This window comes from Pseudoxanthomonas sp. PXM04 (assembly GCF_014851695.1).
Lineage (GTDB): Bacteria > Pseudomonadota > Gammaproteobacteria > Xanthomonadales > Xanthomonadaceae > Pseudoxanthomonas_A > Pseudoxanthomonas_A beigongshangi.
On record NZ_JACVAG010000005.1, the window covers coordinates 205163 to 231472 of the forward strand.

Sequence of the window (26310 nt, forward strand, 5' to 3'; positions counted from 1 at the left end):
CTTGCCATTACTCCATCGCAATCGGGCCGAAAAGCTCGCGACTTACGTCGCTCCTACAATGGGAATTCTTGTGGGAGCGACGTGAGTCGCGAAAGCCGGTGAACCCACAATCACTTCGCCGCAGCCGCCTGCGCGCGCTCCAGCACCAGCAGCGGATCGATGCGCACGTCGAACCAGTTCATGCCCCAGTGCAGGTGCGGGCCGGTGGCGCGTCCGGTGGCGCCGACCGCGCCGATGACCTGGCCCTGCTCGACGCGATCGCCCACCTTCACGTCGATGCGTGACAGGTGCAGGAAATTGGAGCTGACCCCGTAGCCGTGATCCAGCAACAGGGTGCCGCCGGTCAGGTACAGATCCGGGCCGGCGAAGGTCACCACGCCCGCCGCAGGCGCCTTGACCGGCGTGCCATTGGGTGCGGCGATGTCCATGCCCGAATGGCCGGAACCGGGTTGTCCGTTGTAGACGCGCGCGTTGCCGAAGCGGCCGCTGATGCGGCCCTGCACCGGCCAGATGAAGGACTGGGCGAAATCGGTGCGATCGTCGTCGCGCGCGCGCGCGGCGGTGACCTGCGCCTGCTCGCGCCGGATCCGCTCGGCGATCGCCGGTGGCGGATTGACTGTCTTCGGCGGCACGCCGTTGACCCGCTCCACTGGCCAGTCGCGCGGCGTCACCGTGATGCGCGCGGTTTCCCGGCGCCCGGAGGGCGTCGTCACCTCGACACTCAGCGGGCCCGCTTCATCGCGGCCGACCCCGAACACCACCGTGCCATAGCCGCTGGTGCGCAACGCGCGGTTGGCATAACGCACCTGGCTGCCGGGCGGCACCTTGCCGAACACCAGCGCGCCCTGCGAGACCTGCGGGGGAAACACCACGCGCTCGTCCTGCGCACCGGCGGACGCGGGGCCGTAGGTACCCTCGGACAGCACCTCCTGCGCCAGCGCAGGACGGGCGGGGGAGAACAGCAAGACCAGGCCCAGCGCGCAGGCCGCGCCGGCCAGGCGCGTCACCGATCGAACTCCAGCCGCTGGCCGTTGGGCGTGCCGACCAGATGCTCGCCGTTCCAGACCAGCCGGCCGTTGACCCAGGTCGCGCCGATGCGCGAACGGAAGGTGGTGCCCTCGAACGGCGACCAGCCGCACTTGGACAGCACGTCCTCGCGGCGCACGGTGAACTCGGCGTCGTCCACCAGTACCAGATCCGCCCAATAGCCTTCGCGCAGGAAGCCGCGCTCGTGCACGTCGAACAGCTGCGCCGGGGCGTGTGACACCTTCTGCACGATCTCGGTCATCGTGGCGCGGCCCTCGTGGACCAGTTCCAGCGCCGCCACCAGCGCGTACTGGACCAGCGGCAGGCCGGACGGCGCCTGCGCGTAGGGCTTGGACTTCTCCTCCAGCGTGTGCGGGGCGTGGTCGGTCGCCAGCACGTCGATGACATCGTCGGCCAGCGCCTTGATCAGCGCCTCGCGATCGCTGGCGTCCTTGATCGCCGGGTTGCACTTGATGAAGTTGCCCAGCCGCGCGTAGTCGGCGCGGTCGAAGCGCAGGAAATGGATGCAGGTCTCGGCGGTGATGCGCTTGCGCTTGCCGGACGCGTCGATCAGGGGGCCGGGCGTGAACAGGGCCAGTTCGTCGGCGGTGGAGATGTGCAGCACGTGCAGGCGGGTGTCGTGGCGGCGGGCCAGTTCCAGCGCCAGCCGGGTCGACTTGATGCAGGCTTCGCGGCTGCGGATGTCCGGGTGGTGCTCGGCGGTCAGCGCATCGCCGTAGCGGGCCTGGAACGCGGCCATGTTGGCATCGATGGTCGGCGTGTCCTCGCAGTGCGTGATGATCGGGGTCGGCGCCTCGCGGAAGATGGCGTCCAGGGTCTCCGGGTTGTCCACCAGCATGTTGCCGGTCGAGGCGCCCATGAACACCTTGATGCCCGGCGCGGTCTTCGGGTCGAGCGCGCGGATGGCCTCCAGGTTGTCGTTGCTGGCGCCCAGGTAGAAGCCGTAGTTGCCCCAGGCCCGGCCCGCCGCCCGCTGGTACTTGGCTTCCAGCGCGGCCGAATCGAGCGTCGGCGGCACCGTGTTGGGCATGTCCATGAAACTGGTCAGGCCACCGGCCACCGCGGCGGCCGATTCGGTGGCGATATCGCCCTTGTGCGGCATGCCAGGCTCGCGGAAGTGGACCTGGTCGTCGATCATGCCCGGCAGCAGCCAGCGGCCGGCGGCGTCGACGACCTTTTCATCCGCCCCGGCGGACAGGCCGCTGCCGATGCGGGCGATGCGACCGTTCTCGATGCGCAGGTCGCCTTCGAATTCGCGACCTTCGCTGGCCATCCGGGCATTGACGATGAGGGTGGAGGGCATTCAGTGCTTTCCTGTGCAGGGGGCGGAGGTTTCACCGGCGGGCGGCACCGGGTCGTGGCCGCCGGGATGCAGGGGATGGCAGCGGCCGATGCGGCGGGCGGCGAGCCAGCTGCCTTTCATCGGACCGAACCGGGCGATCGCTTCCATCGCGTATTCCGAACACGATGGCACGAAACGGCAGCGCGGCCCCAGCAGCGGGCTGATGAAGCGCTTGTACACCCGCAGGACAGCAATGAGTACCCGGCCGATCATGTCCGGATGATAACCGTGTTGGGTTGCCGCTGCCCGCCGGGTAGGCTATAAAGTCGCGCTTTCCCGATGCTCGGGAAGAACAAGGAAGCGCTGTTCGTGGCTGCTAAGAAACCTGCAAAGAAGGCCGCCAAGGCCGCCAAGAAAACCGCCAAGCCCGTCGCCAAGAAGCCTGTCGTGAAGAAGGCTGTCGCCAAGAAACCGGCCGCCAAGCCGGTGGCCAAGAAGGCGGCGCCCAAGCCCGTCGCCAAGAAAGCCGTGGCCAAGAAGCCGGCCGCAAAGCCGGCGGCCAGGAAGGCGGCGCCCAAGCCCGCGCCCGCCAAGGCAAAACCGGCCGCCAAGCCGGTGGCGAAGAAGGCCGTGGCCAAGAAGACCGCTCCCGTCGCAGCACCGAAGACCAAACCCGCACCGAAGCCCGCCCCCAAGCCGGCTCCGGCCAAGACTGCTCCCCCGAAGGCCCCCGCACCGCGCTCGACCGCTCCCGCCGCACCCCGGCAGGAGGCCAAGCCCGCGCCGGCTCCGGCGGCCAAGGCTCCATCCCCCGCAAAGCCAGTGCCCGCACCGAAACCGACCAGCAAGACAACCAATTCCGCCCCCGTGACCAGCAAGCCTGCCATCGCTCCCCGTTCCACCGGCAAGGTGGCCGTGGCCGTGGCCGCCAAGCCGCAGGCTCCCGTCGTCCGGGAAAAATTCAAAGTGGTGCCCTACAAGACCGATGACGCCACCGGTCGCCCGATCGTTCCCCAGGGCTACAAGCCGGCCGTGGACGAGGAGTACATGAGTCCGCTCCAGCTCGAATATTTCCGCCAGCGCCTGCTGCAGTGGCGTGCGGATCTGGTCGAGGAATCCAAGCAGACCATCGAGAACCTGAAGGACGAGGTCCGCGACATCGGCGACGAAGCCGAGCGCGCCACCCGCGAAACCGAGAACTCGCTGGAACTGCGTACCCGCGATCGCTACCGCAAGCTGATCGGCAAGATCGACAGCACGCTCAAGCGAGTGGATGCCGGCGACTACGGCTACTGCGTCGACACCGGCGAGGAAATCGGCCTGGAGCGCCTGGAGGCGCGCCTGACCGCCGAGCGCACCATCGATGCGCAGGAGCGCTGGGAACACATGCAGAAGCAGCAGGGCGACTGATTCCGCGCTCCTCGTTGCCATCCCCGCGAACCCCGCCCAGGCGGGGTTCGCTTTTTCCGCGACCCGCGACAGGAGGCGGCATGGATCACGAGCAGTTCATGCGCGAGGCAATCGCGCTCGCCAGGGCCAACATCGCCGACGGAGGCCGTCCATTCGGCGCGGTGCTGGTGCGGGACGGCGAAGTCGTCGCCCGCGCCGCCAACGGCATCCATCGCGACCACGATCCCACCGCGCACGCCGAACTGCTGGCCATCCGCCAGGCCGGCGCACGCCTGGGCACGCCGCGCCTGGACGGCTGCGTGATCTACGCCAGCGGCCACCCGTGCCCGATGTGCCTGGCCGCCATGCACCTGTGTGGCATCGGCGAGGCGTGGTTCGCCTATTCGAACGAAGACGGCGCGCCGTACGGCCTGTCCACCGCCGCCGTGTACGCCGAGATGGCGCTGCCGCCGGATGCGCACGCCACCTTGCGGCTGGCACGGCTGCGGCCGGCCGGCGAGGACGGCCTGTACCGGGAATGGCAAAAGTAGAGCCGAGCTTGCTCGGCTCTGCCGCCAACTTCGAACCGGGCCGCTACTGGATGGGAAAACGCGGTGCCGCCTACGGCCCGCCGGCCCGTTGGATATTGCGTTGCAACGTGCGCGGCCCCCGGCGTGTGCCTAGGCTGGCGCACGTACCCGACCGTATGCGCCGTGCCGGCCCGCCCACGGGCACCCGCCGGACGGAGGTCGGATTTCCTTTACTCAGGACGATCGCCAGACAGGGGATGCCGGTGTCCGAACCATCGCCTTTCGCCCAGGGTTCCCCTCGCATCGACGAGGGCAGCGACGGGCGCGACGACCTGCTGAACACCATTTCGCTGCGCTATCGCGCGCCGTTGCGCGGTTTCTTTGCCAAGCGGGTCCGGGATGCCAGCGAAGTCGACGACCTGACCCAGGAAGTGTTCCTGCACCTGCTGCGGCGCGCGCGCGGTGGCGCCATCGAGCATGTGGAGCAGTACGTGTTCCAGGTGGCGGCCAACGTCCTGCGCGACTGGGCACGCCGGCGCAAGGTCCGGGCGATGGATGTCCAGGAGTCGTTCGACGAGGATCTTCACCAGCCCGCTACGGATATTTCGCCGGAGCGCGTCTTACTGGGAGAGGAGGCGGTCCGGGTGATGACCGCCGTCCTGCGGAGCCTGCCCGAACGGACCCGCGACGTTTTCGTGCTGAGGACCATGGAAAAGCGCAAATACACTGAAATCTCGGTCATGCTGGGCATCTCCGTCCGGGCCGCCGAGAAACACATGGCCAAGGCGCTGGCCCGGTTGGGCGGCGCGCTGGGCGGGATGCCGGAGGGCGCATGACCCCGCCGGACAGGCACACGACAGAGGCTGGCGAAACGCACCCATGAACTCGCGGACTCCTCCAACGACCTGGGCGATGGACTTCGCGGCGGACAGCGCCGACGAGGCGGCCGCGCGCTGGAGCGAGATCCTGCGCGACGCGCCCGACCAGCCGCGCCTGCGCGAGGGCTTCGATGCCTGGCATGCGCGGTCGCCGGAGAACGCGGCGGCCTGGCGGCGCATCCAGGCCGCGAATCACTGGGTACGCACGCTGTCGGATTCACCGGAAATGCAGTCGCTGCGCCGCGAGACGCTGGCGCGCGTGGCCGAAGGCAGGCTGCGCTCCTCGCGGCGATGGCGGCGGCTGTCGATTGCCGCCTCGCTGCTGTTGCTCACCGGCGTGGGTCTCATCGCGCTGAGGCCGGAGGCCACCCGCGGGTTGTTCTCCGGCGCGGGCGACACCCTGGCCGGCAATGTCTACCAGACCGGCGTGGGCCAGCGCAGCGTGGTGACGATGGACGACGGTTCGGTGGTGACCCTCAACACCGACAGCCGGTTGTCGGTGCATTACCGCGCTGACGTCCGCGCGGTGACACTTGAACGTGGGCAGGCCCTGTTCAAGGTCGCCAAGGATCGTTCGCGACCGTTCGTGGTCACCGCGGATGGAAAGCGGGTTACCGCGCTGGGCACCGAGTTCGACGTGCGGGTCGGGGAACGCCTGTTCGAAGTCACCTTGCTGGAAGGCCGCGTGGGTGTCGCGCCGGCGCAGGGCGTCGCACCATCGCCGGCCAATGCGGCGACGCTGGCGGAATTGCATCCGGGCCAGCAGTTCGTCGCCGCCGACGGATCCCGGCCGGTGGTGCGGGTGGCCGACGTGGGGCGCGTGGTCAGCTGGCGCACCGGCCAGATCGTATTCGACAACGAGCGATTGGACGCCGCGATTGCCGAAGTGAACCGCTATTCGCGGAGAAAGGTGGTGCTGGGCGACCCACAGCTCGCTTCGCTGAAGATCAGCGGCGCGTTCAATGCCGGCGATACGCATACGTTCGTCGAGGCGTTGACGAATTACTTCCCCATCCAGCGCGATCCGCGCGAAGACGAACGCGTGGTGCTCGAGTCGCGCTCCCGGTGAGTGCACGCATATCCCCGCGCCATGGCGTGCGCGGAATGATCCCGGACTGACGCAGGCCTCCACCCGGCGATTCTTGTTGCGTCGCAAAACAGATCCCGCGGGTCCAGTATTCCAGTCGTGATCTTTTTTTCCGATCACGGTTCGGGTTTTGCGCGGGAGCGCGTCTGTATGGAAGTACGTCGCCATCACGACGTGGCCGCGTGACAAAAAAACTCGGGGAGGAAGCATGGGAGTTCGTTCGTCTCGATTCGCAAAGCACGTGCTCAGGCCTTGTGCCCTGGTACTGGCGCTGTCGCCGATACTCGCGGCGCAGGCGCGAGACGGCACCGACCCGCCCGCGCGTTTCGAGATACCCCAGCAGACCCTCAGTGCGGCCCTGTCCGACTATGCGCGCCAGAGCGGCAAGCAACTGTTGTATTCGCCCGAACTTGCGGTCGGGAGAAGCGGGCGCGCGGTGGTGGGCAGCAAGGCGCCGACACAGGCACTGGAAGAACTGCTCGAAGGCACCGGACTGACCTATACCGTCAGCCCTTCGGGGGCGATCCTGATCAGGGATCCCGCGCAGGCCGCCCGCGAAGCGGCGGCGAAGAAGGACAAGCCGGGCGGGCCGCAGGGAAACGGACAGGAGGTCGCCGCCCTGCAGTCGGCGACGACCTCCGGGACCGTGGCCCAGCAGACTGCAAGCGAAACCGCGACAAGAACTGCTGAAGCGCGCAACGAGACCACGCTGGATACCCTGGTGGTCACCGCGCAGAAGAAGGTGGAGAACATCCAGAAGGTTCCCATCGCCATCAGCGCCTTCAGTGGCGACGATCTCAATGATCGCAAGATCGAGACCGGTGGCGATCTGGTCACGGCGACGCCGAACGTCACCTTCTCCAAGACCAATTTCGCCAGCTACAACTTCCAGATCCGCGGCATCGGCACGCAGGCGCTGTCGGTGACCACCGACCCGGCGGTCGCGGTCAGCTTCAACAGCACGCCGATGATCCGCAACCGCCTGTTCGAGCAGGAATACCTGGACGTGGAGCGGGTGGAAGTGCTGCGCGGTCCGCAGGGGACGCTGTACGGGCGCAACGCCACCGCCGGCGTGGTCAACATGATCCCGAACCTGGCCGATCCGGAAGCCTTCGACGCCAGCGTCAAGACCGAGCTCGGCAACTACGAATCGCGCCGGGTCAACGCGATGATCAACGTCCCGTTGAGCGAGACCTTCGCTTTCCGCGTGGCCGCGCAGTACACCAAGCGCGATGGATACGATCACAACACGGTCACCGACAGGGATGTCAATGACCGTGACCTGATGACGACGCGGTTGTCGGCGACGTTCCGGCCCAGCGAACGCTTCAGTGCCAGTGTGGCCTGGGAGCATTTCCAGGAAGACGACATGCGCGCCCGCACCGGCAAGCAGATCTGCCACAACGATCCGGGGCCCGCCACGATCGGTGGCTACGAGCCGGTCTTCGGCAATGCCCGCAACTATCTCAGCCAGTCCTGCAAGGACGGCTCGCTTTACGGCAACGACGCGTTCGGCGTGCCCAATGCCGCGAGCCTGCCCTACATCCTGGGCGCGTCGCCGGTGAGCCTGGGGCTGCTGGTGGACGAGAACGGATTCCCGATCGGCGGATTGCCGCTGCTTCCGCTCGGCGTGGACCCTTACGCCGGACTGCGGCAATCGACCGACCTGCGCGAAATCGCCACCACCTACGACCCCCGTTTCGAGGCGAAGAACGACGTCGTGCAGATCAACCTCGATTTCGGCCTGACCGATCAGCTGAATCTGGTGTCGCAGACGCTGTACACGCGTGACCGTTACTACTCCACCCAGGACTACGGAAGGTTCCAGTCCAATCCGATCTTCAACGACAGCAATGATGCCCTGCAGTTCCTGCCGGACTTCACCCTGGGGCCGGCCTATCCGGCCACGCCGGGTGGCATCTTCTGCGACCCGCAGCTGGGTTGCTCGAACCGGCTGCTGAACGTCGATCTGGTCGATTCCTACAGCACGCAGTGGTCGCAGGAGTTCCGCCTGCAATCGGCGTTCGACGGCAAGTTCAATTTCAGCGTGGGCGCCAACTATCTGGAATACGAGGTTGACGAAAGCTACTACGTATTCAGCAACATGTTCAGTGCGCTGGCGCAGCTGTTCTTCAACGGCAACGGCAGCGGCACGGCGCCAGGGAATTGTCCCGCGGGAACCGCGACACGGTTCGATCCGAATCAGGGCATCGACGTGCCCTGCGTGTATATCGACCCCAATCCGCTACGCTCCATCAATGGGCAGGGACACAATTACTTCCGTAGCCGCAACGTCGCCAAGACGCGGTCGGCGGCGATCTTCGGTGAAGGCTACTGGCAGCTGTCCGATACGCTGCGGCTGACCGCCGGTGTGCGGCTCACCCGGGATCGCAAGATCACAACGCCGTACGCGAGCCAGACGCTGCTGGGCGATTCCACCGTGGGCGGCAACTCGTCGCTGTTCGGCGGGTACACCGGATATGGCTATCCCGCCGGCCCGGACATCCGGCAAACCTGGACCGAGCCGACCGGACGCCTGGTGCTGGATTGGTCGCCGGACCTGTCCTTCACCGACAGCACGCTGGTCTACGCATCGATATCGCGCGGCTACAAGGCAGGCGGTACCAATTCGCCAGGCGTGGGAGCCAATCCGGAGGCGCTCAGCTTCGAACAGCGCAACCCCGAGTTCCGGCCCGAGTACGTCAACGCGTTCGAGATCGGCACCAAGAACGTGATGGCCGGCGGCCAGCTGATGTTCAACGCCACTGCGTTCTACAACGACTACAAGGACTACCAGGTCTCGCAGATCCAGGACCGCGCCACCCTCAACGAGAATTTCGATGCGCGCACCTGGGGCGCGGAATTCGAACTGGTATGGAAGCCGACCGACGCCTTCCAGATCAGCGGCAACGTGGGCCTGCTGCGCAGCCGTATCGGCGCCAACCAGTACTCGATCGACGTGATGGACCGGACCGCGGGAAATCCCGAATGGACCACCGTGCGTCCATGGATGCAACTGGCGTCGAACTGCATCGCGCCGACCGCGCTGGTATCGATGGCGCTGGAGAACTACTTCGCCGATCCGTTCAACCAGATGTACAGCAATGCTGGCTTCCTCAACAGCTTCTGCACCGTCAACTACTACACGGCGATGGGTGGGTTCACGGCGGATCGCGGTTTCAATGGCGGCCCCGGGCCGTACGCCTATCTGTTGAATGGCGCCTACTACAACCCGGAAACCGACGCGCCCAACGGTGGTGCAGGCTTCGCCAAGAACGTCGGTGGAAATGAACTGCCGAACGCACCGCACATTACGGTCAGCCTGAGCCCGCAGTACACCTTCCTGCTGGCGGACAGCGAGCTGACCCTGCGCGCGGATCTCTACTACCAGGGCAAGAGCTGGGCGCGCATCTACCAGGACCGGATCGATCGGCTCAAGGAATGGGGCAACGTCAACCTGTCGCTGACCTGGTACAAGCCGGCCACCGATCTGACCGTGCAGCTGTACGTGAAAAACGCGCTGGATGAGGAGGCCATCACCGGCACCTTCCTCAACAGCGACGACACCGGCCTGACTTCCAATGTCTTCATCCAGGATCCCCGGATCATCGGGTTGTCCATCCGCAAGGGATTCTTCTGACCGACCGAACGGTCCGCGGATGGCGGATCGAGACAAACCAGACAACAGCAAGCGATGTTTCCGAGGACGCCATGGATGGCGTCCACCTCGGATGACCTCTCCGCTTCGAACACGAAAAAGCCATTTGGGTGCGTCCGCATTCAAATACACCAGCAACCCTCCATCGGAGAAAGGCACCATGTCAAAGTTCAAGGTAAGCTTGCTTGCAGCCGTGTCCGCCGTTGCGATGTTCGGCGCCGCATCGGCATCCGCCGCCACGTTCCAGGTCTGGAACGGCAGCAGTTGGGGCGATGGCACCACCCACTTCGTCGGGACCACGACGGCCTCGTATTTCGGCAACTCGCTCCCGTGCTCGTCCGCTGACTTCACCGTGGTGGTAACCAGCGGTGTGGCGCGCATCACCGCGGTCAGTTTCGGTGGCAGTGCCGCATGCGCGGCGATCGTCCCGCGCGGCCTGCCGTGGAAGGTCAGCATCACCGCCACCAGCGGTACCGGCGGTACGCTCACCATCGGCGACACCGCCAGCACGACGACCAATGTGGGTGGCGTGAACGTGTTCATCCCCGCGCCGCTGAACGCGAACTGCCCGAGCGCCGCCGGACGAGCGCCGTTGCCCAACGTGGCGATGACCAACGGTTCGTCCTCCACGGTCGCGAGCATCCAGTTCAGTGGAACGCTGGGCGGCTGCGCCGTCGCTTCGACCGCGCCCACCCATCTGCGTACCACCGGCTACCCGGCGGCGCGGGTGATTCCGTGATCTGAGCCTGTTCCATGCCAGGGGGCTGCCCAGGGGCGATGCCGTCCGTGGCGAGCCCCTCCCGCCACGGTCACACGCATCGAGGCAGCCCCCTGGGCACTTCATCCATCCCGTTGCCGACCCGGACACGCGTCCGGAACGCACATGCAGGAGTCCGTCATGTTGAAGACGTCGTTGTCCGTTGTCCTCGCGGGATTGGCGGCGATGGCCGCCATGCCCGCGGCCATCGCGGGTACGCCATCCGGTCCGTATGCGATGTTCAAGTATTGTCCGTACACGAATCCCAGCGTGGGTTCCTGCGTGATCAACACCACCGACTCGGGCGTGTTCGTCATCGGCAACACCACCTTGCCAATCGACAAGCCCATCGTGCTGCAGGGCGGGGTGGAGAATCTGGGACCGTCGCCGCTGTACCAGGCGGTGGGCGCACCGACGCTTTCGGCGCCGCCGGCCAAGGTGCCGGGTGGCCTGCTGGGCATCATGAACCCCGCCCCCAACTGGCCCGGCCCTCTGTGGACCGCATTCTGGGCGATCGTGGCCACGGTCAACGACGTCACCGCCACCATGGAGCCGGTCGCGTTGGCGCAGACGAACTTCGGCAACGCGCTGTTCCCGCCGACCGACGGCAGCGATCCCACCGCGGCGCAGCTGGCGGTGCGCGTGCACCTGCAGAATCCGTTCCTGGGCAACAACTGCTACATCGGTTCGCCGCAGAACCCGATCATCATCAAGCTGCAGACCGGTACCACCCAGCCGCCGCCGCCGAACCAGCCGATCGCGGGCAATCCCGGCACGGTCGAGACGATCATCACCGACGAAGAGAACTTCATCGGCTATCTGCAGGTGACCGACGCGACCTTCGTCGACAACTCGTTTGCGGTCCCGGCGGCGACCGGGTGCGGCAACATCGCGCTGGGCCTGCCGATCCTCACGCCAATCCTGGAATCGCTGGTTTCGGGCGCAGTCAACCTGAAAGTCGGACTGCCGTCGGCGGCTGGCAAGAACACCGCGGTGCTCAACAGCGATGCCGCGATCGCCGCTTCGGCGTTCGTGCTGGGGAGCGAGCAATAAACGGATGCACGCCGAGGTGAAACGGCGGGGCAGGATGCCAGGGCCAGGGACGGGCGGCGCGGGGTGGCCAGGGAAGGCCGCCTTGCGCGTATCCTGCTAATCCATGCGCAGCAACCGCCTCGTCATTCCCTTGATCGTGGTCGTCCTGGCCGCGCTCGCGGGCGCGTACTGGCTGGGGCGGTCGCAGCCACACGCATCGCAGGGCGATGCGGAATCTTCCGCGTTGGCCGTACCGGCTGATCGGCGAGCCAGATCCACGCAGCCGGGCCTGCGGAACGGATCTCGCGCACGGGGCTATTTCGCCGAATTGAAGATCGCCGCCGACGGCGGCGACCTGGCGGCGTCGACGCGCCTGTATCGCAACCTGGACCTGTGCCGTCGCCTGCGCTCGGCGGCCTGGAGCAATGCCGTGCTGGCCGGCGAGTTGCTCGACACGCAGACCCGCGGCATGAGCGCCGCGCAGTTGGAGAATTACCGGGCGCAACTGGATGGAATCGAATCGCGCCGGCAGAACGCGCGACGGATGAGCGAGCTTTGCGACGGCGCCGATGCGGCGACCCTGGACTCGCTGGTACCGAGCCTGCACCAGGCCGCACAACTGGGAGAACCGTACGCGCGTGCCTGCTATCTGGCGATGGGACCCGGGTTGGACATGCGCGCGCTCGCCAGGCATCCCGAATGGATCGATACCTATCGCACCAGCGTTCCGGGAATGGTCGAGGCCGGCCTGGCCGCCGGTGACTGGGCGATGGTGAATGTCCTGCGAACCGCCTTGCAGCCTGGTGCGGAGGGCTTGCTGGGCGGCGCGCTGGATGCCGATCCCGCGCAACACTTCCGTTATCTCAAGCTCTACCGGCTGGGCGCGGGAGCCGGCGACATCGCGGTGCTGGACCAGCAACTGGCGGTGGCCGCCGCGCGGCTGTCGCCGCAGCAGCGCGCCGAGGCCGAAACCTGGGCCGACACCACGTTCCGGCGCGACTTCGGCGGCCGTCCTTCGGCCGGTGCACCGGGACTGGACCGGGATCCCTGCGTGTTCCCGCATGAGTGAGGGGAACGGATGTACATCGACGAGGATTTGACCGTGGGACGATCCGGACAATGAAGTGGAAACACGCAATCATGGCCTGCACCGCGCTGGTGGCGGTCGCGGGCGTCTACGCGCTCGGCCGCTGGAGCGCCTTGCCGACGCCGGAAACCGCTTCGCGCGCCGCGCAAACGCACTCGGCCGGAGACGGGGCAGGCGGCGCGGACGCCGCACCGGCAACACCTGCGAAGGGCGGCGTCCTGCCGCCGGTCTCCGCATCGCTCGGCGCGACCTTCAGCGATTTGCAGGCCCGCGCGAACGCTGGCGACCTCGACGCCGCACGCCGGCTGGTTCGCGACCTCGACCGCTGCAGTCGCCTGCGCGCCAACGAGTGGCGCAACGCGGGCACCACCCAGGCGCTGCTGGATCGCAAGACCGATGGCATGAGCGCGGCGCAACTGCGGACCTACCAGGTGTTGCTGGACGCGATGGACGTGCGCCAGCAGACCGCGGGCAGGAACCGGGAAATGTGCGCCGGCGCGGACGACAAGATGCTCGCGACGCTGGTGGCCAACATCGCCCAGGCGGCGCGGCTGGGCGATGCCGACGCACGCGCGTGCTATCTCGGCCGGGGGCCGCTCTACGACGTGCGTGGCCTGATCGAGCACCCCGGCGTGCTGCAGGGCTATCGCCGCGATGCCACCGCGATGATCGACGCCGGTCTGGCGGCGGGCGACTGGCGGGTGGTGGATCTCCTGCAACGCGCCTATGAACCGGGCGCCGAGGGGCTGCTGGCCGGCATGCTGGGCCCCGATCCGGCGCAACACTATCGCTATCTCAAGCTGTACCGGCTGGGTGCGGAGCCCCATCGCGTGGCGCAACTCGATCGGCAGATCGCCGCGATTGCCGCCAGCCTGTCACCGGAACAGCGCTACGACGCCGACCGCTGGGCGCAGGGCACGTTCGAAGACAAGTTCAGCGGCAGCTCGACGACTTCGACGCCGCCAGGCTGGGAGGCGTGCAGCTTCTGATCGCGGATGAGAAACCCTGCGCTCAGTGCAGATCGTTCAAATCGAGCCGGCGCAGCCGCGGTGCCCGCCACGCGGTGGCGGCGACCACCACCAGGATCGCGCCGCCGCCCAGCAGTACCGCCGGAATCAATCCCAGCAGCCGCGCCATCGTGCCGGCGTAGAACGCTCCCAGCTCGTTGGACGAACTGATGAAGATGCCGTTGATCGAGGACACTCGCCCGCGCATCTCGTCCGGCGTCGACAGCTGCAGGATGGTCGAACGCACCACCACCGACACGCCGTCGCACATGCCATAGGCCAGCAGGATCAGCGCCGACAGCCAGAAACTGCGGGACAGCCCGAACGCGATCACGCACAGGCCGAAGCCCGCCACCGCGAACAGCAGTACCCGGCCGGCGTGCTGCTGCAACGGATGCCGCGCCAGCCACACGCCCACGCACACCGAACCCAGCGCTGGCGCCGCGCGCAGGATGCCCAGGCCTTCGGGACCGTAGCGGAGAATGTCGTGGATGAATGCCGGCAGCATCGCCACCACGCCACCCAGCAGTACCGAAAACATGTCCAGCGCCATCGCGCCCAGCATGATCTGGTTGCCCCAGACGAAGCGCGCGCCCTGGGCGATGCTGGCGAAGATCGGCAGGCTGGTTGCCGGCGGGCCGGGTTCCTCCACCCGCAGACGCGCGAGCACGCCGCCGGCCAGCACCGCCAGCACCGCCGCCACGGCATAGGACAGCGCGTTGCCGCCGAATCCCACCAGCAGACCACCGATGGCCGGACCGGTCACCATCGCCGCCTGGAAGATCACCGTGCCCAGGCCGGCGCCGCGGACGAAGTCCTCGCGTGCCAGCACCTTCGCGAACAGCGCGTTGTAGATGGGACTTAGGAACGAGCGCGCCATCCCGGTCAGCGCGATGGCGGCGTAGATCGGCCACAGCCGCGTGGTCGGCAACCATCCCGCCGCCGCAAGCACGAGGATCACCGCGGTCAGCGTCAACGCCGCGCAGGCCGCCACGCCCAGCTTGCGTCGCGGCAGGTGGTCGACCAGATAGCCGGCGAACGGCGCCACGCAGAAGAACGGCAGTACTTCGGCCAGGCCGATCAGGCCGAGCGAGAACGGATTGCGGGTGAGTTCATAGATGTGCCAGCCGACCGTCACCGCGACGATCTGGTAGGACAGCAGCGCCAGGATGCGGTAAGCCAGGACCGTGGTGAATCCGCGGTTGCGCAGCAGCGCCCTGACCGGAGAGGAGCTATTGGCCGCGCTCACCGGGCCGCCGCGGCGGTCTCGCGGATGAAGGCCAGCAGCGAGGCCAGTCCGTTGCTGCGGGTCGGCGAGAGATGCTTGGCCAGGCCGATATCGGCGATGTAGTCCGCTTCGGTGGCGAGGATTTCGCTGGCCGGACGGCCGGAGTAGACCCGCAACGCCAGGAAGATCAGCCCGGACACGATCGCCGAATCGCTGACAGCGCGGAAATCCAGCCGGCTGGCGTCACCCTGCGGCACGATCCAGACCAGCGACTGGCATCCGAGCAGGCGATGTTGCTCGGTCTTCCACTCCTCCGGGAACGGCGGCAGCTTGCGGCCCAGGTCGATCAGGTACTGATAGCGCTCGGCCCAATCACCGAAGAACGCGAATTCGTCCTTGATGGCGTGCTGGGCCTCGGCGGCAGTGGGTTCGAGCGGGAAGACGGTGTCGGTCATGGCGATTCGGAATGCGCCCTTCCGGGGAAGGGAGGCGGCGGCGCTCATCGGCCGCCTGTCCCGGCGCGGTCAGGCGCCGGGGCGGAGGGGAGGACTCAGGCCCGCTTCCAGCGGACGCCCTGCGGGGTATCTTCCAGCAGGATGCCTTCGCTGGCGAGCTGATCGCGGATGGCGTCGGAGCGGGCGAAGTCGCGGGCCCGCTTGGCGGCGGCGCGTTCCTCGATCAGGCCCTGGATGCGAACGTCGTCGTCGTTGGAGGCACCGCGCGCGAACCATTCGGCCGGCGCCTGCTGCAGCAGCCCCAGCGCGAAACCGGCGCCCAGCAGTTCCGCCTTCAGTCGCGCGCGGTCGTCGTCGGCGGCGGCCTTGCGGGCCTCGGCGGCGATGCGGGCCAGTTCGGCCAGCGCCAGTGGCGTGTTGAGGTCGTCGTCCAGCGCTTCCTCGATGGCGGCGGGAATCGAGTTGGCGGCGGAAGCCGGCGCATTGGCGTCGTGCAGATCCCGCAGCGTGCCGTACAGGCGATCCAGGGTTCGCACCGACTGCTCGATCAGCGCGTCCGACCAGTCCAGCGGCTGCCGGTAGTGTGCCGACAACAGGGCGTAGCGCAGCGCCTCGGGCGGGTGCTGTTCCAAAAGGTCGTGCACGCGTTCGATGTTGCCCAGCGACTTGCTCATCTTGGCGCCGCCGAAGTTGAGCATGCCGTTGTGCAGCCAGAACCGGGCGAAGGTCTTGCCGCCGTGGGCGCATTCGCTCTGCGCGATTTCGTTCTCGTGGTGCGGAAATTGCAGGTCCACGCCGCCGGCATGGATGTCGATGGTCTGGCCCAGGTGGGCCGCCGCCATCGCCGAGCATTCGATGTGCCAGCCGGGCCGGCCGCGGCCCCAGGGGGATTCCCAGCCCGGCAGTTCGTCGCTGGAGGGCTTCCACAGCACGAAATCGCCGGGATCACGCTTGTAGGGCGCCACGTCCACGCGCGCGCCGGCCAGCATTTCCTCCGGATCCCGGCGCGAGAGTTTGCCGTAGTCCGGGAACGAGGCCACCGCGAACAGTACGTGGCCCTCGGCCGCGTAAGCGTGCCCGCCGGCGATCAGGTCCTGGATCATCGCGACGATCTGCGGAATGTGGGCGGTCGCCTCGGGCTCGAGGTCCGGCGGGGCGACGCCCAGTCGCGCCATGTCCTGACGGTAGGCGGCGGCGAAACGGTCGGTGATGGCACTGATCGGCACGCTCTGTTCCAGGGCCGCCGCGTTGATCTTGTCGTCCACGTCGGTGATGTTGCGGGCGTACCGCAGCGCGCCATGGCGCCGGCGCAGCAGCGCCGCCAGCACCCCGAATACCACCGGGCCGCGGGCGTTGCCGATGTGGACGTAGTTGTAGACCGTGGGCCCGCACACATACAGGGTGGGGCAGGCGGGATCGAGGGGGACGAAGTCCTCGACCCGGCGGGTGAGGTTGTTGTGGAGGCGAAGGCTCATCAGGCTGCGGCGTGGGGAAGCACGGTGATTCTACAGCCTGGCGGGGTCCGGCCGGCCGCCGGCCGGGCGCAGGAGGGGATGGTTCAGCCCCTCTCCAGCCTGGTCGCCTACACTAGTGCGCAGGGATTTCCACCAACGGGTCGCATGGGTCGTTTCCGTCATTGCTTGCTGCCACTGCTGATGTTGCCGATCGCCATGGGCGCGATGGCGCAGGAGCGCGTGGTCCAGGCGGAGAACGTGCGGCTGGACTACGCCCAGGTGCTCAACGTCGAGCCGGTCTACCAGACCCTGCGGGCCAGCCGGACCGAGGAAGTCTGCGACGAACTGCCCACGCTGCCGACCACCACGGTCCATCCGACCCGGGAACAGAGCCGCTGGGCGCGGTTCCTGGACTCCATCAAGGGTGTGTTCTCCGGCGACGACGAGGCCAAGGCGGAAGACGCCGACGCGCAGGCCGGCCAATCCACCGAACCGGCCAAGCTCAATTGCCGCAGCGTGCCGGTCGAGCGCGAGTTCCGCCGCCCCATCGCCTACGACGTGGACTACGTCTACAAGGGCACCAAGTACCGTTCCCGCCTGGCCGAGGATCCGGGCAACCGGCTCCGGATCCGGATTTCGGTGATGCCCTACGTGCCGACCGTGCCCCCGGTCGAGGCGCCCGCGCCCTGAGCCTTGCGCTGCGCCGCAGCACGTGCGAGGATTCGCCCCCTATGAAGATGAACGCCCACGCCCATGCTGACAGCGCGGCCCGCCAGGCCTCGGGCATGACCTCGCGTGCGCGTCGACCGGAATCCTGCTCCTAGCTGGGTCGCCCGGACGTTTTCGCCTGTCTTGACGGAACCCAGCCAGAGGCTGGGTTTTTTCGTTTTCCGCCCCCGAATTTCCGCAACATTCCCGAACCAGGATGCCTTGATGAAGCACTTCTTGAACACGCAGGACTGGAGCCGCGCCGAGCTGGATGCCTTGCTGGCGAGCGCCAGGCACATGAAGCTGGATCAGAAAAGCCGGCTGGGCGAACTGCTCAAGGGGCGGCCGCTGGAAGGCAAATCGATCGCGCTGGTGTTCTTCAATCCCTCCATGCGCACCCGCACCAGTTTCGAGCTGGGCGCCTTCCAGTTGGGCGGGCATGCGGTGGTCCTGCAGCCGGGCAAGGACGCGTGGCCGATCGAGTTCAACCTGGGCACGGTGATGGACGGCGATACCGAGGAGCACATCGCCGAGGTGGCGAGGGTGCTGGGCCGCTATGTCGACCTGATCGGCGTGCGCGCGTTCCCGAAGTTCATCGACTGGGCCCATGACCGCGAGGACATCGTGCTGAAGTCGTTCGCCAGGTATTCGCCGGTGCCGGTGATCAACATGGAGACGATCACCCATCCCTGCCAGGAACTGGCGCACGCGTTGGCGCTGCAGGAACACTTCGGCACCACCGATCTGCGCGGCAAGAAGTACGTGCTGACCTGGACCTATCATCCCAAGCCGCTGAACACCGCGGTGGCCAACTCGGCGCTGACCATCGCCACCCGGCTGGGCATGGACGTGACCCTGCTGTGCCCGACCCCGGACTACATCCTGGACGAGCGCTACATGGGTTGGGCCGAGCAGAACGTGGCCGAGAGCGGCGGCTCGCTGGCCGTCAGCCATGACATCGAAAGCGCCTACCGCGGCGCCGACGTGGTCTACGCCAAGAGCTGGGGCGCGCTGCCGTTCTTCGGCAACTGGGAGCCGGAAAAACCCATCCGCGACCAGTACAAGCACTTCATCGTCGACGAGGCCAAGATGGCGCTGACCAACAACGGCGTTTTCTCGCATTGCCTGCCGTTGCGCCGCAACGTCAAGGCCACCGACGCGGTGATGGATTCGCCGCAGTGCATCGCCATCGACGAGGCGGAGAACCGCCTGCATGTGCAGAAGGCGATCATGGCCGCGCTGATGAGCAGCCGGGATTCGTGATTCGGGATTGGGGATTCGCATGAGCGAATCCGGCGTCCCTGACCAACTTCAACTAAGAGATACCCCCATGTCGCAATCGAACGCTTCCACGAATCCCCAATCCCCAACCCCCAATCCCGGCTCCAAGGACATCGTCCTCGCCTTCTCCGGCGGCCTCGACACCAGCTTCTGCATTCCCTATCTGCAGGAGCGCGGCTGGGCCGTGCATACCGTGTTCGCCGACACCGGCGGCGTGGATGCCGAGGAACGCGCCTATATCGAACAGCGTGCCGCCGAACTGGGCGCGGCCAGCCACGTCACCGTGGATGGCGGCCCGGCGATCTGGAACGGCTTCGTCAAGCCGTTCGTGTGGGCGGGCGAGGGCTACCAGGGCCAGTATCCGCTGCTGGTCTCCGACCGTTACCTGATCGTCGATGCCGCGCTCAAGCGCGCCGCCGAACTTGGCACCAACGCGATTGCCCACGGCTGCACCGGCATGGGCAACGATCAGGTCCGCTTCGACCTGGCGGTCAAGGCCTCGGGTGACTACCGCATTGTCGCGCCGATCCGCGAAATCCAGAAAGAGCACACCCAGACCCGCGCCTACGAGCAGCAGTACCTGGAAGAGCGCGGTTTCGGCGTGCGCGCCAAGCAGAAGAGCTACACCATCAACGAGAACCTGCTGGGCGTGACCCTGTCCGGCGGCGAGATCGACAAGTGGGAAGCCCCGGGCGAAGGTGCACGCGGCTGGTGCGCGCCGCGCAGCGAGTGGCCGGAGCAGGCCCTGCGCGTGACCGTCGGCTTCAAGCAGGGCGAAGCGGTGAGCCTGGACGGCCAGGCGCTGGACGGCGCCCAACTGCTGGCGAAGTTGAACGCGCTGTTTGCCCCGTATGGCGTGGGTCGTGGCATGTACACCGGCGACACCACCATCGGCCTGAAGGGCCGCATCGTGTACGAAGCACCGGGCCTGATCGCCCTGCTGGCGGCGCACCGCGCGCTGGAGGAGGCGGTGCTGACCAAGCAGCAGAACCGCTTCAAGCCGGAAGTGGCGCGCAAGTGGGTGGAGGTGGTGTACGAAGGCTTCTTCCACGATCCGATCAAGACCGACCTGGAAGCCTTCCTGGCGTCCTCGCAGGCGACCGTCAATGGCGAGGTCGTGCTGGAAACCCGTGGCGCCCGCGTCGACGCGGTGGCGGTGAAGTCGCCGCACCTGCTCAATGCAAAGGGCGCGACCTACGCCCAGTCGGCCGACTGGGGCGTGGAGGAGGCGGAAGGCTTCATCAAGCTGTTCGGCATGAGCAGCACGCTGTGGGCCGAGATCAACCGCTGATCCGCTGACCATCCGGAATCCCCCGATCCTGTCCACTCCAAGAAAACCCGTCCCGTCATCCAGTGCAAGCTGGAATCCATTGGCTTCTCGTCACGAGGCGAAGAGGCAACCGCAAGATGGATCCCGGCCTTCGCCGGGATGACGACCGGGGCCGGTGCCGTAGTGGAAGAGGCATCTCTTCCGAATCCAGAACCATGACCCGTTGCAGAGCGACTCCCCATGCTTGACCAGGTTCTTCAGCATCTCGAACAGCTGGTGTCCCACGACACCCGCAATCCGCCGCGCGCCATCACCACCGGCGGCATCTTCGACTACATCCGCGCGCAGTTGCCGGACTTCAATGTCGAGGTGATCGACCATGGTGCCGGCGCGGTGTCGCTGTTCGCCGTGCGCGGGCAGCCGAAGCGGGTGTTCAACGTGCACCTGGACACGGTGCCTTCGTCGCCGGCGTGGACCGCCGATCCCCTGAAGCTGCGGGTCGAGGGCGACCGCGCCATTGGCCTGGGCGCCTGCGACATCAAGGGCGCCGCCGCCGGCCTGATCGCCGCCGCGCAGGTCACCTCGGGCGACGCCGCGTTCCTGTTCTCCAGCGACGAGGAAGCCAACGACCCGCGCTGCATTGCGGCGTTCCTCGCCCGCGATCATGGTTTCAGCGAAGCCATCATCGCCGAGCCCACCCAGGGCCAGGCGGTGCTGGCGCATCGCGGCATCAGCGCGGTGCGGATGGCGTTCAAGGGGCAGGCCGGGCACGCTTCGGCCGAGAACGCGTTGTCGCTGAGCGCGCTGCACAACGCGATGCGCTGGGGCACCACCGCGCTGGATCACGTGCAGGCCCAGCACCACCTGCGTTTCGGTGGTCTGACCGGACTGCGCTTCAACATCGGCCGGGTCGAGGGCGGCATCAAGGCCAACATGATCGCGCCCAGCGCCGAAGTGCGGTTCGGCTTCCGGCCGCTGCCGTCGCAGGACATGGACGCGTTGCACGCGCAGTTCCGCGCGTTCGCCAACCCCGATGCGCTGGCCGAGTACGAGGAGACCTTCCGCGGCCCATCGCTGCCTTCAGGCGACGTCGCCCGCGCCGAGGAGCGGCGCCTGGCCGCGCGCGATCTGGCCGACGAACTCGGCTTGCCGGTCGGCAACGCGGTGGACTTCTGGACCGAGGCCTCGCTGTTCTCGCAGGCCGGCCTGACCGCGCTGGTGTACGGCCCGGGCGACATCGCCCAGGCGCATACCGCCGACGAATGGGTCGCGCTCGACCAGCTTCAACACTACGCCGCCACCGTGCAGCGGATTTTCACCGCATAACCGAGACCCGCAGAAACGATGGAATCGAACAAGCAAACCCGGCAGACCATCATCCGGCTGCTCTCCAGCATGGCCAGCGCGAAGGAGATTTCGCAGTACGTCAAGCGCTTCTCGCAGCTGGACGCCAAGCGCTTCGCCGTGGTCAAGGTCGGCGGCGCGGTGCTGCGCGACGACCTGGAGGCGCTGACCTCCTCGCTGACCTTCCTGCAGGAGGTCGGCCTGACCCCGATCGTCGTGCACGGCGCCGGCCCGCAGCTGGACGAGGAGATGAACGCCGCCGGCATCGTCAAGCAGACCGTCAACGGCCTGCGCGTGACCACGCCGGAAGTGCTGGCGATCGTGCGCAAGGTGTTCCTGCAGCAGAACCTGGCGCTGGTGGAGGCCCTGCAGCAGGGCGGCGCGCGGGCGACCTCGATCGTGTCCGGCGTGTTCGAGGCCGAATACAAGGACCAGCCGACCTACGGCCTGGTCGGCGACGTCACCCGCATCAACCTGGCGCCGATCGAGGCCAGCCTGCACGCCGGCTCGATTCCGGTCATCGCCAGCATGGGCGAGACCGTCGGCGGGCAGATCCTCAACATCAACGCCGATTTCGCCGCCAACGAACTGGTGCAGGTGCTGCAACCCTACAAGATCATCTTCCTGACCGGCACCGGTGGCTTGCTGGGCGCTGACGGCAAGGTCATCGACTCGATCAACCTGTCCACCGAGTACGACGAGCTGATGGCGCAGCCGTGGATCAACGGCGGCATGCGGGTCAAGATCGAGCAGATCAAGGACCTGCTGGACAAGTTGCCGCTGACCTCGTCGGTGTCGATCACCAAGCCGGCGGAACTGGCCAAGGAACTGTTCACCCATCGCGGCTCCGGCACGCTGGTGCGGCGCGGCGAACGGGTGCTGCGCTTCGATTCCTGGGAAGGCGTGGATCGGCAGCGCCTGCGCGAGCTGATCGAATCGAGTTTCGGGCGGCGCCTGCTGCCGGACTATTTCGAGCACACCGCGCCGCATCGCGTCTACATCAGCGAGAACTATCGCACTGCGCTGATCCTGACCCACGAGGACGGCTTCGCCTACCTGGACAAGTTCGCGGTGCTCGACGACGCGCAGGGCGAAGGCCTCGGGCGTGCGGTCTGGCACGTGATGCGCGAGGAAAACCCGCAGCTGTTCTGGCGTTCGCGCCACAACAACCCGGTCAACATCTTCTACTACGCCGAGTCCGACGGCTGCTACAAGCAGGAGAAGTGGAAGGTGTTCTGGTATGGCATCGACAGCTTCGACGACATCGAGCGTTGCGTGGCCCATTGCCGCACGCGCCAGCCGACCCTGGTGGATTGAGATGACGACGGACACGACTGGCCTCTGGCAGCAGGTCCCCCGGCTGGAAGGACGCCACGCACGCCTGGAGTCGCTGCAGCGCGCACACGCGGACGGCCTGCGCGCGGCACTGGAAGGCGATGCCCTGGCCGCGCTCTGGTACACCAATGTGCCGCGCGTGGCCGAGGTCGACACCTACCTGGACGGCGTGTTCGCCACCCAGGCGCAGGGCAGGATCCTGCCGTTCGTGGTGCGGGATGCCGCCGGCGACATCGTCGGCAGTACGCGCTTCTATGATCTGGAACCCACGGTGCCGCGGCTCAGCATCGGCTACACCTGGTACGCGCCGCGGGTGCAGCGTACCGGCCTCAATACCGAAGCCAAACTCCTGCTCTTGACCCATGCGTTCGAAACGCTGGGCTGCATCAGCGTGGTGTTCGAGACCAGCTGGTTCAACCAGCGCTCGCGCGCGGCCATCGCCCGCCTGGGCGCGAAACAGGACGGCGTGCTGCGCAACCATCGGCGTCATGCCGATGGCAGCCCGCGCGATACCGTCATTTTCTCCATCCTCGACAACGAATGGCCGGCGGTGAAGCGCAACCTGCTTTCGCGCCTGGCCCAGCATGAGTCCTCCCCATGAAAACCGTCGGCATCGTCGGCGCGCGCGGACATACCGGCGCCGAACTGATCAAACTGATTGCCCGCCATCCGCAACTGGAACTGGCGTTCGTGTCCTCGCGCGAGCTGGACGGACAGAAAGTCAGCGACCACATCGCCGATTTCGCCGGCGGACTGCGCTACGAAAACCTCAGCCATGAACAGGTCGGCGGCAGGGGCGCCGACGCCGTGATCCTGGCGCTGCCCAACGGCAAGGCGGCCGAACTGGTCGCCGCCATCGATACGCAGGCGCCGGAGACGGTGGTGGTGGACCTGTCCGCCGATTATCGCTTCAACTCCGACTGGTACTACGGCCTGCCGGAACTGACGCGCGACGCCTATGCCGGGCAGAAACGCATCAGCAATCCAGGCTGCTATGCCACCGCGATGCAACTGGCGATCGCGCCGGTGCTGGACCAACTGGCAGGCCCCCCCCAGTGCTTTGGTGTTTCCGGCTACTCCGGCGCCGGCACCACGCCGTCGGACAAGAACAATGTCGAGCTGCTGCGCGACAACCTGATGCCGTACGCGCTGACCGATCACATGCACGAACGCGAGGTCAGCCGGCACCTGGGCGTGCCGGTGGAGTTCATGCCGCACGTGGCGCCGCATTTTCGCGGCATCACCATGACGGTCAACCTGTATCTGCAACAGGCGGTCAAGCGGGACGACATGCGCGATCTGTACGGGCAGCGTTACGCCGGCGAACCGCTCGTCCGCGTTACCGATGACGCGCCATGGGTGAGTCGCATCGCCGGCCGGCATGGTGTGGAAATCGGTGGATTCACCGTGGCGCCGGGTGGCAAGCGCATGGTGGTGGTGGCGACCCTGGACAACCTGCTGAAGGGCGCGGCGACCCAGGCAATGCAGAACCTCAACCGCGCCTTCGGCTTCGACGAACTGGAGAGCATTCCGGTGGACGCATTCCATCACGAGGAGGGCAGGGCATGAGCGACCTGTTGTGGCAGAAGCCCGGCGTCACGGTCGACGCGGAAATCCAGCGGTTCCTGGCCGGCGACGACGTGTTGCTGGATCGCGAATTCTTCCTGCACGACATCCAGGCCAGTACCGCGCATGCGGAGGGGCTGCAGCATATCGGCATCCTGTCGGCGGATGAACTGGCCGGGCTGAAGCGCGAGCTGGCTGCACTGGCCGAGGATTTCAGCATCGGCCGCTTCGTACTGGACGAGCGCTACGAGGACGGCCATTCCGCCATCGAGGCGCGGTTGACCGAGCGTCTGGGCGACGCCGGCCGCAAGATCCACACCGGCCGCAGCCGCAACGACCAGATCCTGGTCGCCACCCGCCTGTGGCTGAAGGAAAAGCTGGCGCGCACGGCGGCGCTGTGCCGCGAGGTCGCCAAGGTCGCCCTGGAGCGCGCGGTGGCCGAGCAATCGCTGCCGCTGCCCGGCTACACCCATATCCAGCGGGCGGTGGTGTCGTCGGCGGGCATGTGGTGGGCCGGCTGGACCGAGGCGTTCATCGACAACGCCATCCGTGCCGGCGATACCCTCAAACTGGTCGATGCCAATCCGCTGGGCACCGCGGCCGGCTATGGCGTCAATCTGAAGCTGGATCGCGAGCACACCACCGTGGCGCTCGGCTTCGAGCGCATGCAGATCAGCCCCATCTACGCGCAACTCTCGCGCGGAAAGTTCGAGATGGCCGCGCTGGAAGCACTCGGCGCCGCGACCCTGGACCTGCGCCGCATCGCCTGGGATCTGTCGCTGTTCACCAGCGCCGAATTCGGTTTCGTCGCGCTGCCTGCGCAGTACACCACCGGCAGTTCGATCATGCCGAACAAGCGCAACCCCGATGTGATCGAACTGATGCGCGCCACCCACGCCAGCGTGGCGGCGGCGCGCACCGAGATCGAACAGTTGCTGTCGCTGCCATCCGGCTACCACCGCGATCTGCAGGCCAGCAAGGGTGCCATCTTCCATGGCTTCAGTCGCGGCCTGCCGGCGCTGGAACTGTTGCCGGCGTTGCTGGCCAACCTGGAATGGCGCGAGGACCGGCTGCGCGCGGCGATCGATTCGGGCATGTACGCGACCGACGTGGCGGTGGAAGCTGCGGTGGCGGGCATACCCTTCCGCGAGGCCTACAAGGCCGCTGCCGCAGCGGCGGACACGGCCGGGCAGGGACGTACCCCGGAAGGCAGCCTGGATGCGCGGGTGTCGCCGGGCGCCGCCGCCGACCTGCGGCTGGATACCCTGCGCCGGCGCCTGGTCGCGTTGGAGGGTTGACTCATGTCGCCGGTCAGTCGCGCCAATGCCGAACACTACGCGTGGGGCCAGGGCTGCGATGGCTGGCATCTGCTCAAGGATGCGGGCCTGAGCGTGATCGAGGAGCGGATGCCGCCGGGTACGGCGGAAGTCAGACATTTCCACGCCCAGGCGCGCCAGTTCTTCTACGTGCTGGATGGGCAGGCCGAACTGGAAGTGGAAGGCGCCGTTTCCCTGCTCCAGGCCGGACAGGGGCTGCACGTCGCGCCGGGGCAGGCGCACAGGATGCGCAACCGTGGCGGCACGGATGCGTGCTTCCTGGTGATTTCGTCCCCGCGTGCGCACGGCGATCGCCATCCCGCGCCGGAGAATCATGCATGAAGACCCGTTACCTGGTGATGGCGATGCGCACGCCGGACTTCCGCGATGACGTCATCGCGCCGCACCATGCGTTCCTGGATGGCCTGCGCGAGGCGGGCCTGCTGGAAATGACCGGCGGTTTCAGCGATCGCAGCGGCGGTGCCTATCTGCTGGCGGGCGTCGGTTCGCTCGATGAGGCACGCGCCATCGCCGCGCGCGATCCGCTGGCGATCACCGGCAGTTCGCTGCTGACCGTGTACGAATGGAACACCCGTTGA

The 26310-nt window shown here is 67.1% G+C and carries 25 protein-coding genes; 19 read left to right on the top strand and 6 right to left on the bottom strand.

Features of this window, described 5'->3' with window-relative positions; all coding sequences use genetic code 11:
* Positions 1 to 110: 110 nt before the first annotated feature.
* The 3 genes from IB228_RS13775 to yidD all read right to left on the bottom strand — a co-directional run bounded on the left by IB228_RS13775 (position 111) and on the right by yidD (position 2602).
* On the bottom strand, positions 111 to 923 hold the full coding sequence (locus tag IB228_RS13775) for a M23 family metallopeptidase (RefSeq protein WP_225562471.1): 813 nt from the start codon (positions 921 to 923) through the stop codon (positions 111 to 113).
* Positions 924 to 1003: 80 nt separating this feature from the next.
* Complete coding sequence (locus tag IB228_RS13780) at positions 1004 to 2350, bottom strand: dihydroorotase (protein WP_192198899.1); 1347 nt, start codon at positions 2348 to 2350, stop codon at positions 1004 to 1006.
* Positions 2351 to 2602, bottom strand: a complete 252-nt coding sequence (yidD, locus tag IB228_RS13785; RefSeq protein WP_141452428.1) for a membrane protein insertion efficiency factor YidD — start codon at positions 2600 to 2602, stop codon at positions 2351 to 2353. It lies immediately after the preceding gene.
* Positions 2603 to 2698: 96 nt separating this feature from the next.
* Here yidD and dksA point away from each other — a divergent pair, with 96 nt between their 5' ends.
* From dksA to IB228_RS13830, 9 genes are all read left to right on the top strand, one after another.
* Complete coding sequence (gene dksA, locus IB228_RS13790) at positions 2699 to 3739, top strand: RNA polymerase-binding protein DksA (RefSeq protein ID WP_183641088.1); 1041 nt, start codon at positions 2699 to 2701, stop codon at positions 3737 to 3739.
* Positions 3740 to 3819: 80 nt separating this feature from the next.
* A complete protein-coding gene (locus tag IB228_RS13795; protein ID WP_192198900.1) occupies positions 3820 to 4269 on the top strand; it encodes a nucleoside deaminase in 450 nt (149 codons plus the stop codon).
* Between the two features lie 155 nt (positions 4270 to 4424).
* Positions 4425 to 5084 (top strand): sigma-70 family RNA polymerase sigma factor, encoded by a 660-nt coding sequence (locus IB228_RS13800; RefSeq protein WP_192198901.1) that lies wholly within the window; start codon positions 4425 to 4427, stop codon positions 5082 to 5084.
* Between the two features lie 43 nt (positions 5085 to 5127).
* Complete coding sequence (locus tag IB228_RS13805) at positions 5128 to 6195, top strand: FecR domain-containing protein (protein WP_192198902.1); 1068 nt, start codon at positions 5128 to 5130, stop codon at positions 6193 to 6195.
* A 259-nt stretch (positions 6196 to 6454) separates the two neighbouring features.
* Positions 6455 to 9853 (top strand): TonB-dependent receptor, encoded by a 3399-nt coding sequence (locus IB228_RS13810; protein WP_343227084.1) that lies wholly within the window; start codon positions 6455 to 6457, stop codon positions 9851 to 9853.
* A 178-nt stretch (positions 9854 to 10031) separates the two neighbouring features.
* Positions 10032 to 10610 carry a hypothetical protein gene (locus IB228_RS13815; RefSeq protein WP_192198903.1) on the top strand — a complete coding sequence of 193 codons (579 nt, stop codon included), beginning with the start codon at positions 10032 to 10034 and terminating at the stop codon, positions 10608 to 10610.
* A 159-nt stretch (positions 10611 to 10769) separates the two neighbouring features.
* Positions 10770 to 11681, top strand: a complete 912-nt coding sequence (locus IB228_RS19835) for a hypothetical protein (RefSeq protein ID WP_203322704.1) — start codon at positions 10770 to 10772, stop codon at positions 11679 to 11681.
* Between the two features lie 103 nt (positions 11682 to 11784).
* Positions 11785 to 12729, top strand: a complete 945-nt coding sequence (locus IB228_RS13825) for a hypothetical protein (protein ID WP_192198904.1) — start codon at positions 11785 to 11787, stop codon at positions 12727 to 12729.
* Positions 12730 to 12779: 50 nt separating this feature from the next.
* Positions 12780 to 13736, top strand: coding sequence for a hypothetical protein (locus IB228_RS13830; protein ID WP_192198905.1), 957 nt, complete (start codon positions 12780 to 12782; stop codon positions 13734 to 13736).
* Between the two features lie 22 nt (positions 13737 to 13758).
* Here IB228_RS13830 and IB228_RS13835 read toward each other — a convergent pair whose 3' ends face one another.
* From IB228_RS13835 to cysS, 3 genes are all read right to left on the bottom strand, one after another.
* Positions 13759 to 14967 (bottom strand): MFS transporter, encoded by a 1209-nt coding sequence (locus IB228_RS13835; RefSeq protein ID WP_221188950.1) that lies wholly within the window; start codon positions 14965 to 14967, stop codon positions 13759 to 13761.
* Positions 14968 to 14999: 32 nt separating this feature from the next.
* Positions 15000 to 15437, bottom strand: a complete 438-nt coding sequence (locus IB228_RS13840) for a SufE family protein (protein WP_183637326.1) — start codon at positions 15435 to 15437, stop codon at positions 15000 to 15002.
* A 95-nt stretch (positions 15438 to 15532) separates the two neighbouring features.
* The gene (gene cysS / locus IB228_RS13845; RefSeq protein ID WP_192198906.1) at positions 15533 to 16912 is read right to left on the bottom strand and encodes a cysteine--tRNA ligase; all 1380 of its coding nucleotides are present in this window, start codon (positions 16910 to 16912) and stop codon (positions 15533 to 15535) included.
* Positions 16913 to 17092: 180 nt separating this feature from the next.
* Here cysS and IB228_RS13850 point away from each other — a divergent pair, with 180 nt between their 5' ends.
* The 10 genes from IB228_RS13850 to IB228_RS13895 all read left to right on the top strand — a co-directional run bounded on the left by IB228_RS13850 (position 17093) and on the right by IB228_RS13895 (position 26310).
* Positions 17093 to 17581, top strand: coding sequence for a hypothetical protein (locus IB228_RS13850; RefSeq protein WP_225562472.1), 489 nt, complete (start codon positions 17093 to 17095; stop codon positions 17579 to 17581).
* 243 nt (positions 17582 to 17824) lie between these two features.
* Entirely contained in the window at positions 17825 to 18862 is a 1038-nt protein-coding gene (locus IB228_RS13855) for an N-acetylornithine carbamoyltransferase (protein ID WP_192198907.1), read from the top strand.
* Between the two features lie 67 nt (positions 18863 to 18929).
* Positions 18930 to 20171, top strand: a complete 1242-nt coding sequence (locus IB228_RS13860; RefSeq protein ID WP_183637316.1) for an argininosuccinate synthase — start codon at positions 18930 to 18932, stop codon at positions 20169 to 20171.
* A gap of 219 nt (positions 20172 to 20390) precedes the next feature.
* Complete coding sequence (locus IB228_RS13865; protein WP_192198908.1) at positions 20391 to 21476, top strand: acetylornithine deacetylase; 1086 nt, start codon at positions 20391 to 20393, stop codon at positions 21474 to 21476.
* Between the two features lie 18 nt (positions 21477 to 21494).
* Positions 21495 to 22811: an acetylglutamate kinase gene (locus IB228_RS13870; RefSeq protein WP_192198909.1), complete on the top strand. Its 1317-nt coding sequence runs from the start codon at positions 21495 to 21497 to the stop codon at positions 22809 to 22811.
* 1 nt (position 22812) lies between these two features.
* The gene (locus IB228_RS13875) at positions 22813 to 23430 is read left to right on the top strand and encodes a GNAT family protein (RefSeq protein ID WP_192198910.1); all 618 of its coding nucleotides are present in this window, start codon (positions 22813 to 22815) and stop codon (positions 23428 to 23430) included.
* The gene (gene argC / locus IB228_RS13880; protein ID WP_192198911.1) at positions 23427 to 24398 is read left to right on the top strand and encodes an N-acetyl-gamma-glutamyl-phosphate reductase; all 972 of its coding nucleotides are present in this window, start codon (positions 23427 to 23429) and stop codon (positions 24396 to 24398) included. Before IB228_RS13875 ends, argC begins: the two co-directional genes overlap by 4 nt.
* Positions 24395 to 25693: an argininosuccinate lyase gene (argH, locus tag IB228_RS13885; RefSeq protein ID WP_192198912.1), complete on the top strand. Its 1299-nt coding sequence runs from the start codon at positions 24395 to 24397 to the stop codon at positions 25691 to 25693. The genes argC and argH overlap by 4 nt, the downstream gene beginning before the upstream one ends.
* Before the next feature lie 3 nt (positions 25694 to 25696).
* Complete coding sequence (locus tag IB228_RS13890) at positions 25697 to 26053, top strand: cupin domain-containing protein (RefSeq protein WP_192198913.1); 357 nt, start codon at positions 25697 to 25699, stop codon at positions 26051 to 26053.
* A complete protein-coding gene (locus IB228_RS13895) occupies positions 26050 to 26310 on the top strand; it encodes a YciI family protein (protein ID WP_192198914.1) in 261 nt (86 codons plus the stop codon). Before IB228_RS13890 ends, IB228_RS13895 begins: the two co-directional genes overlap by 4 nt.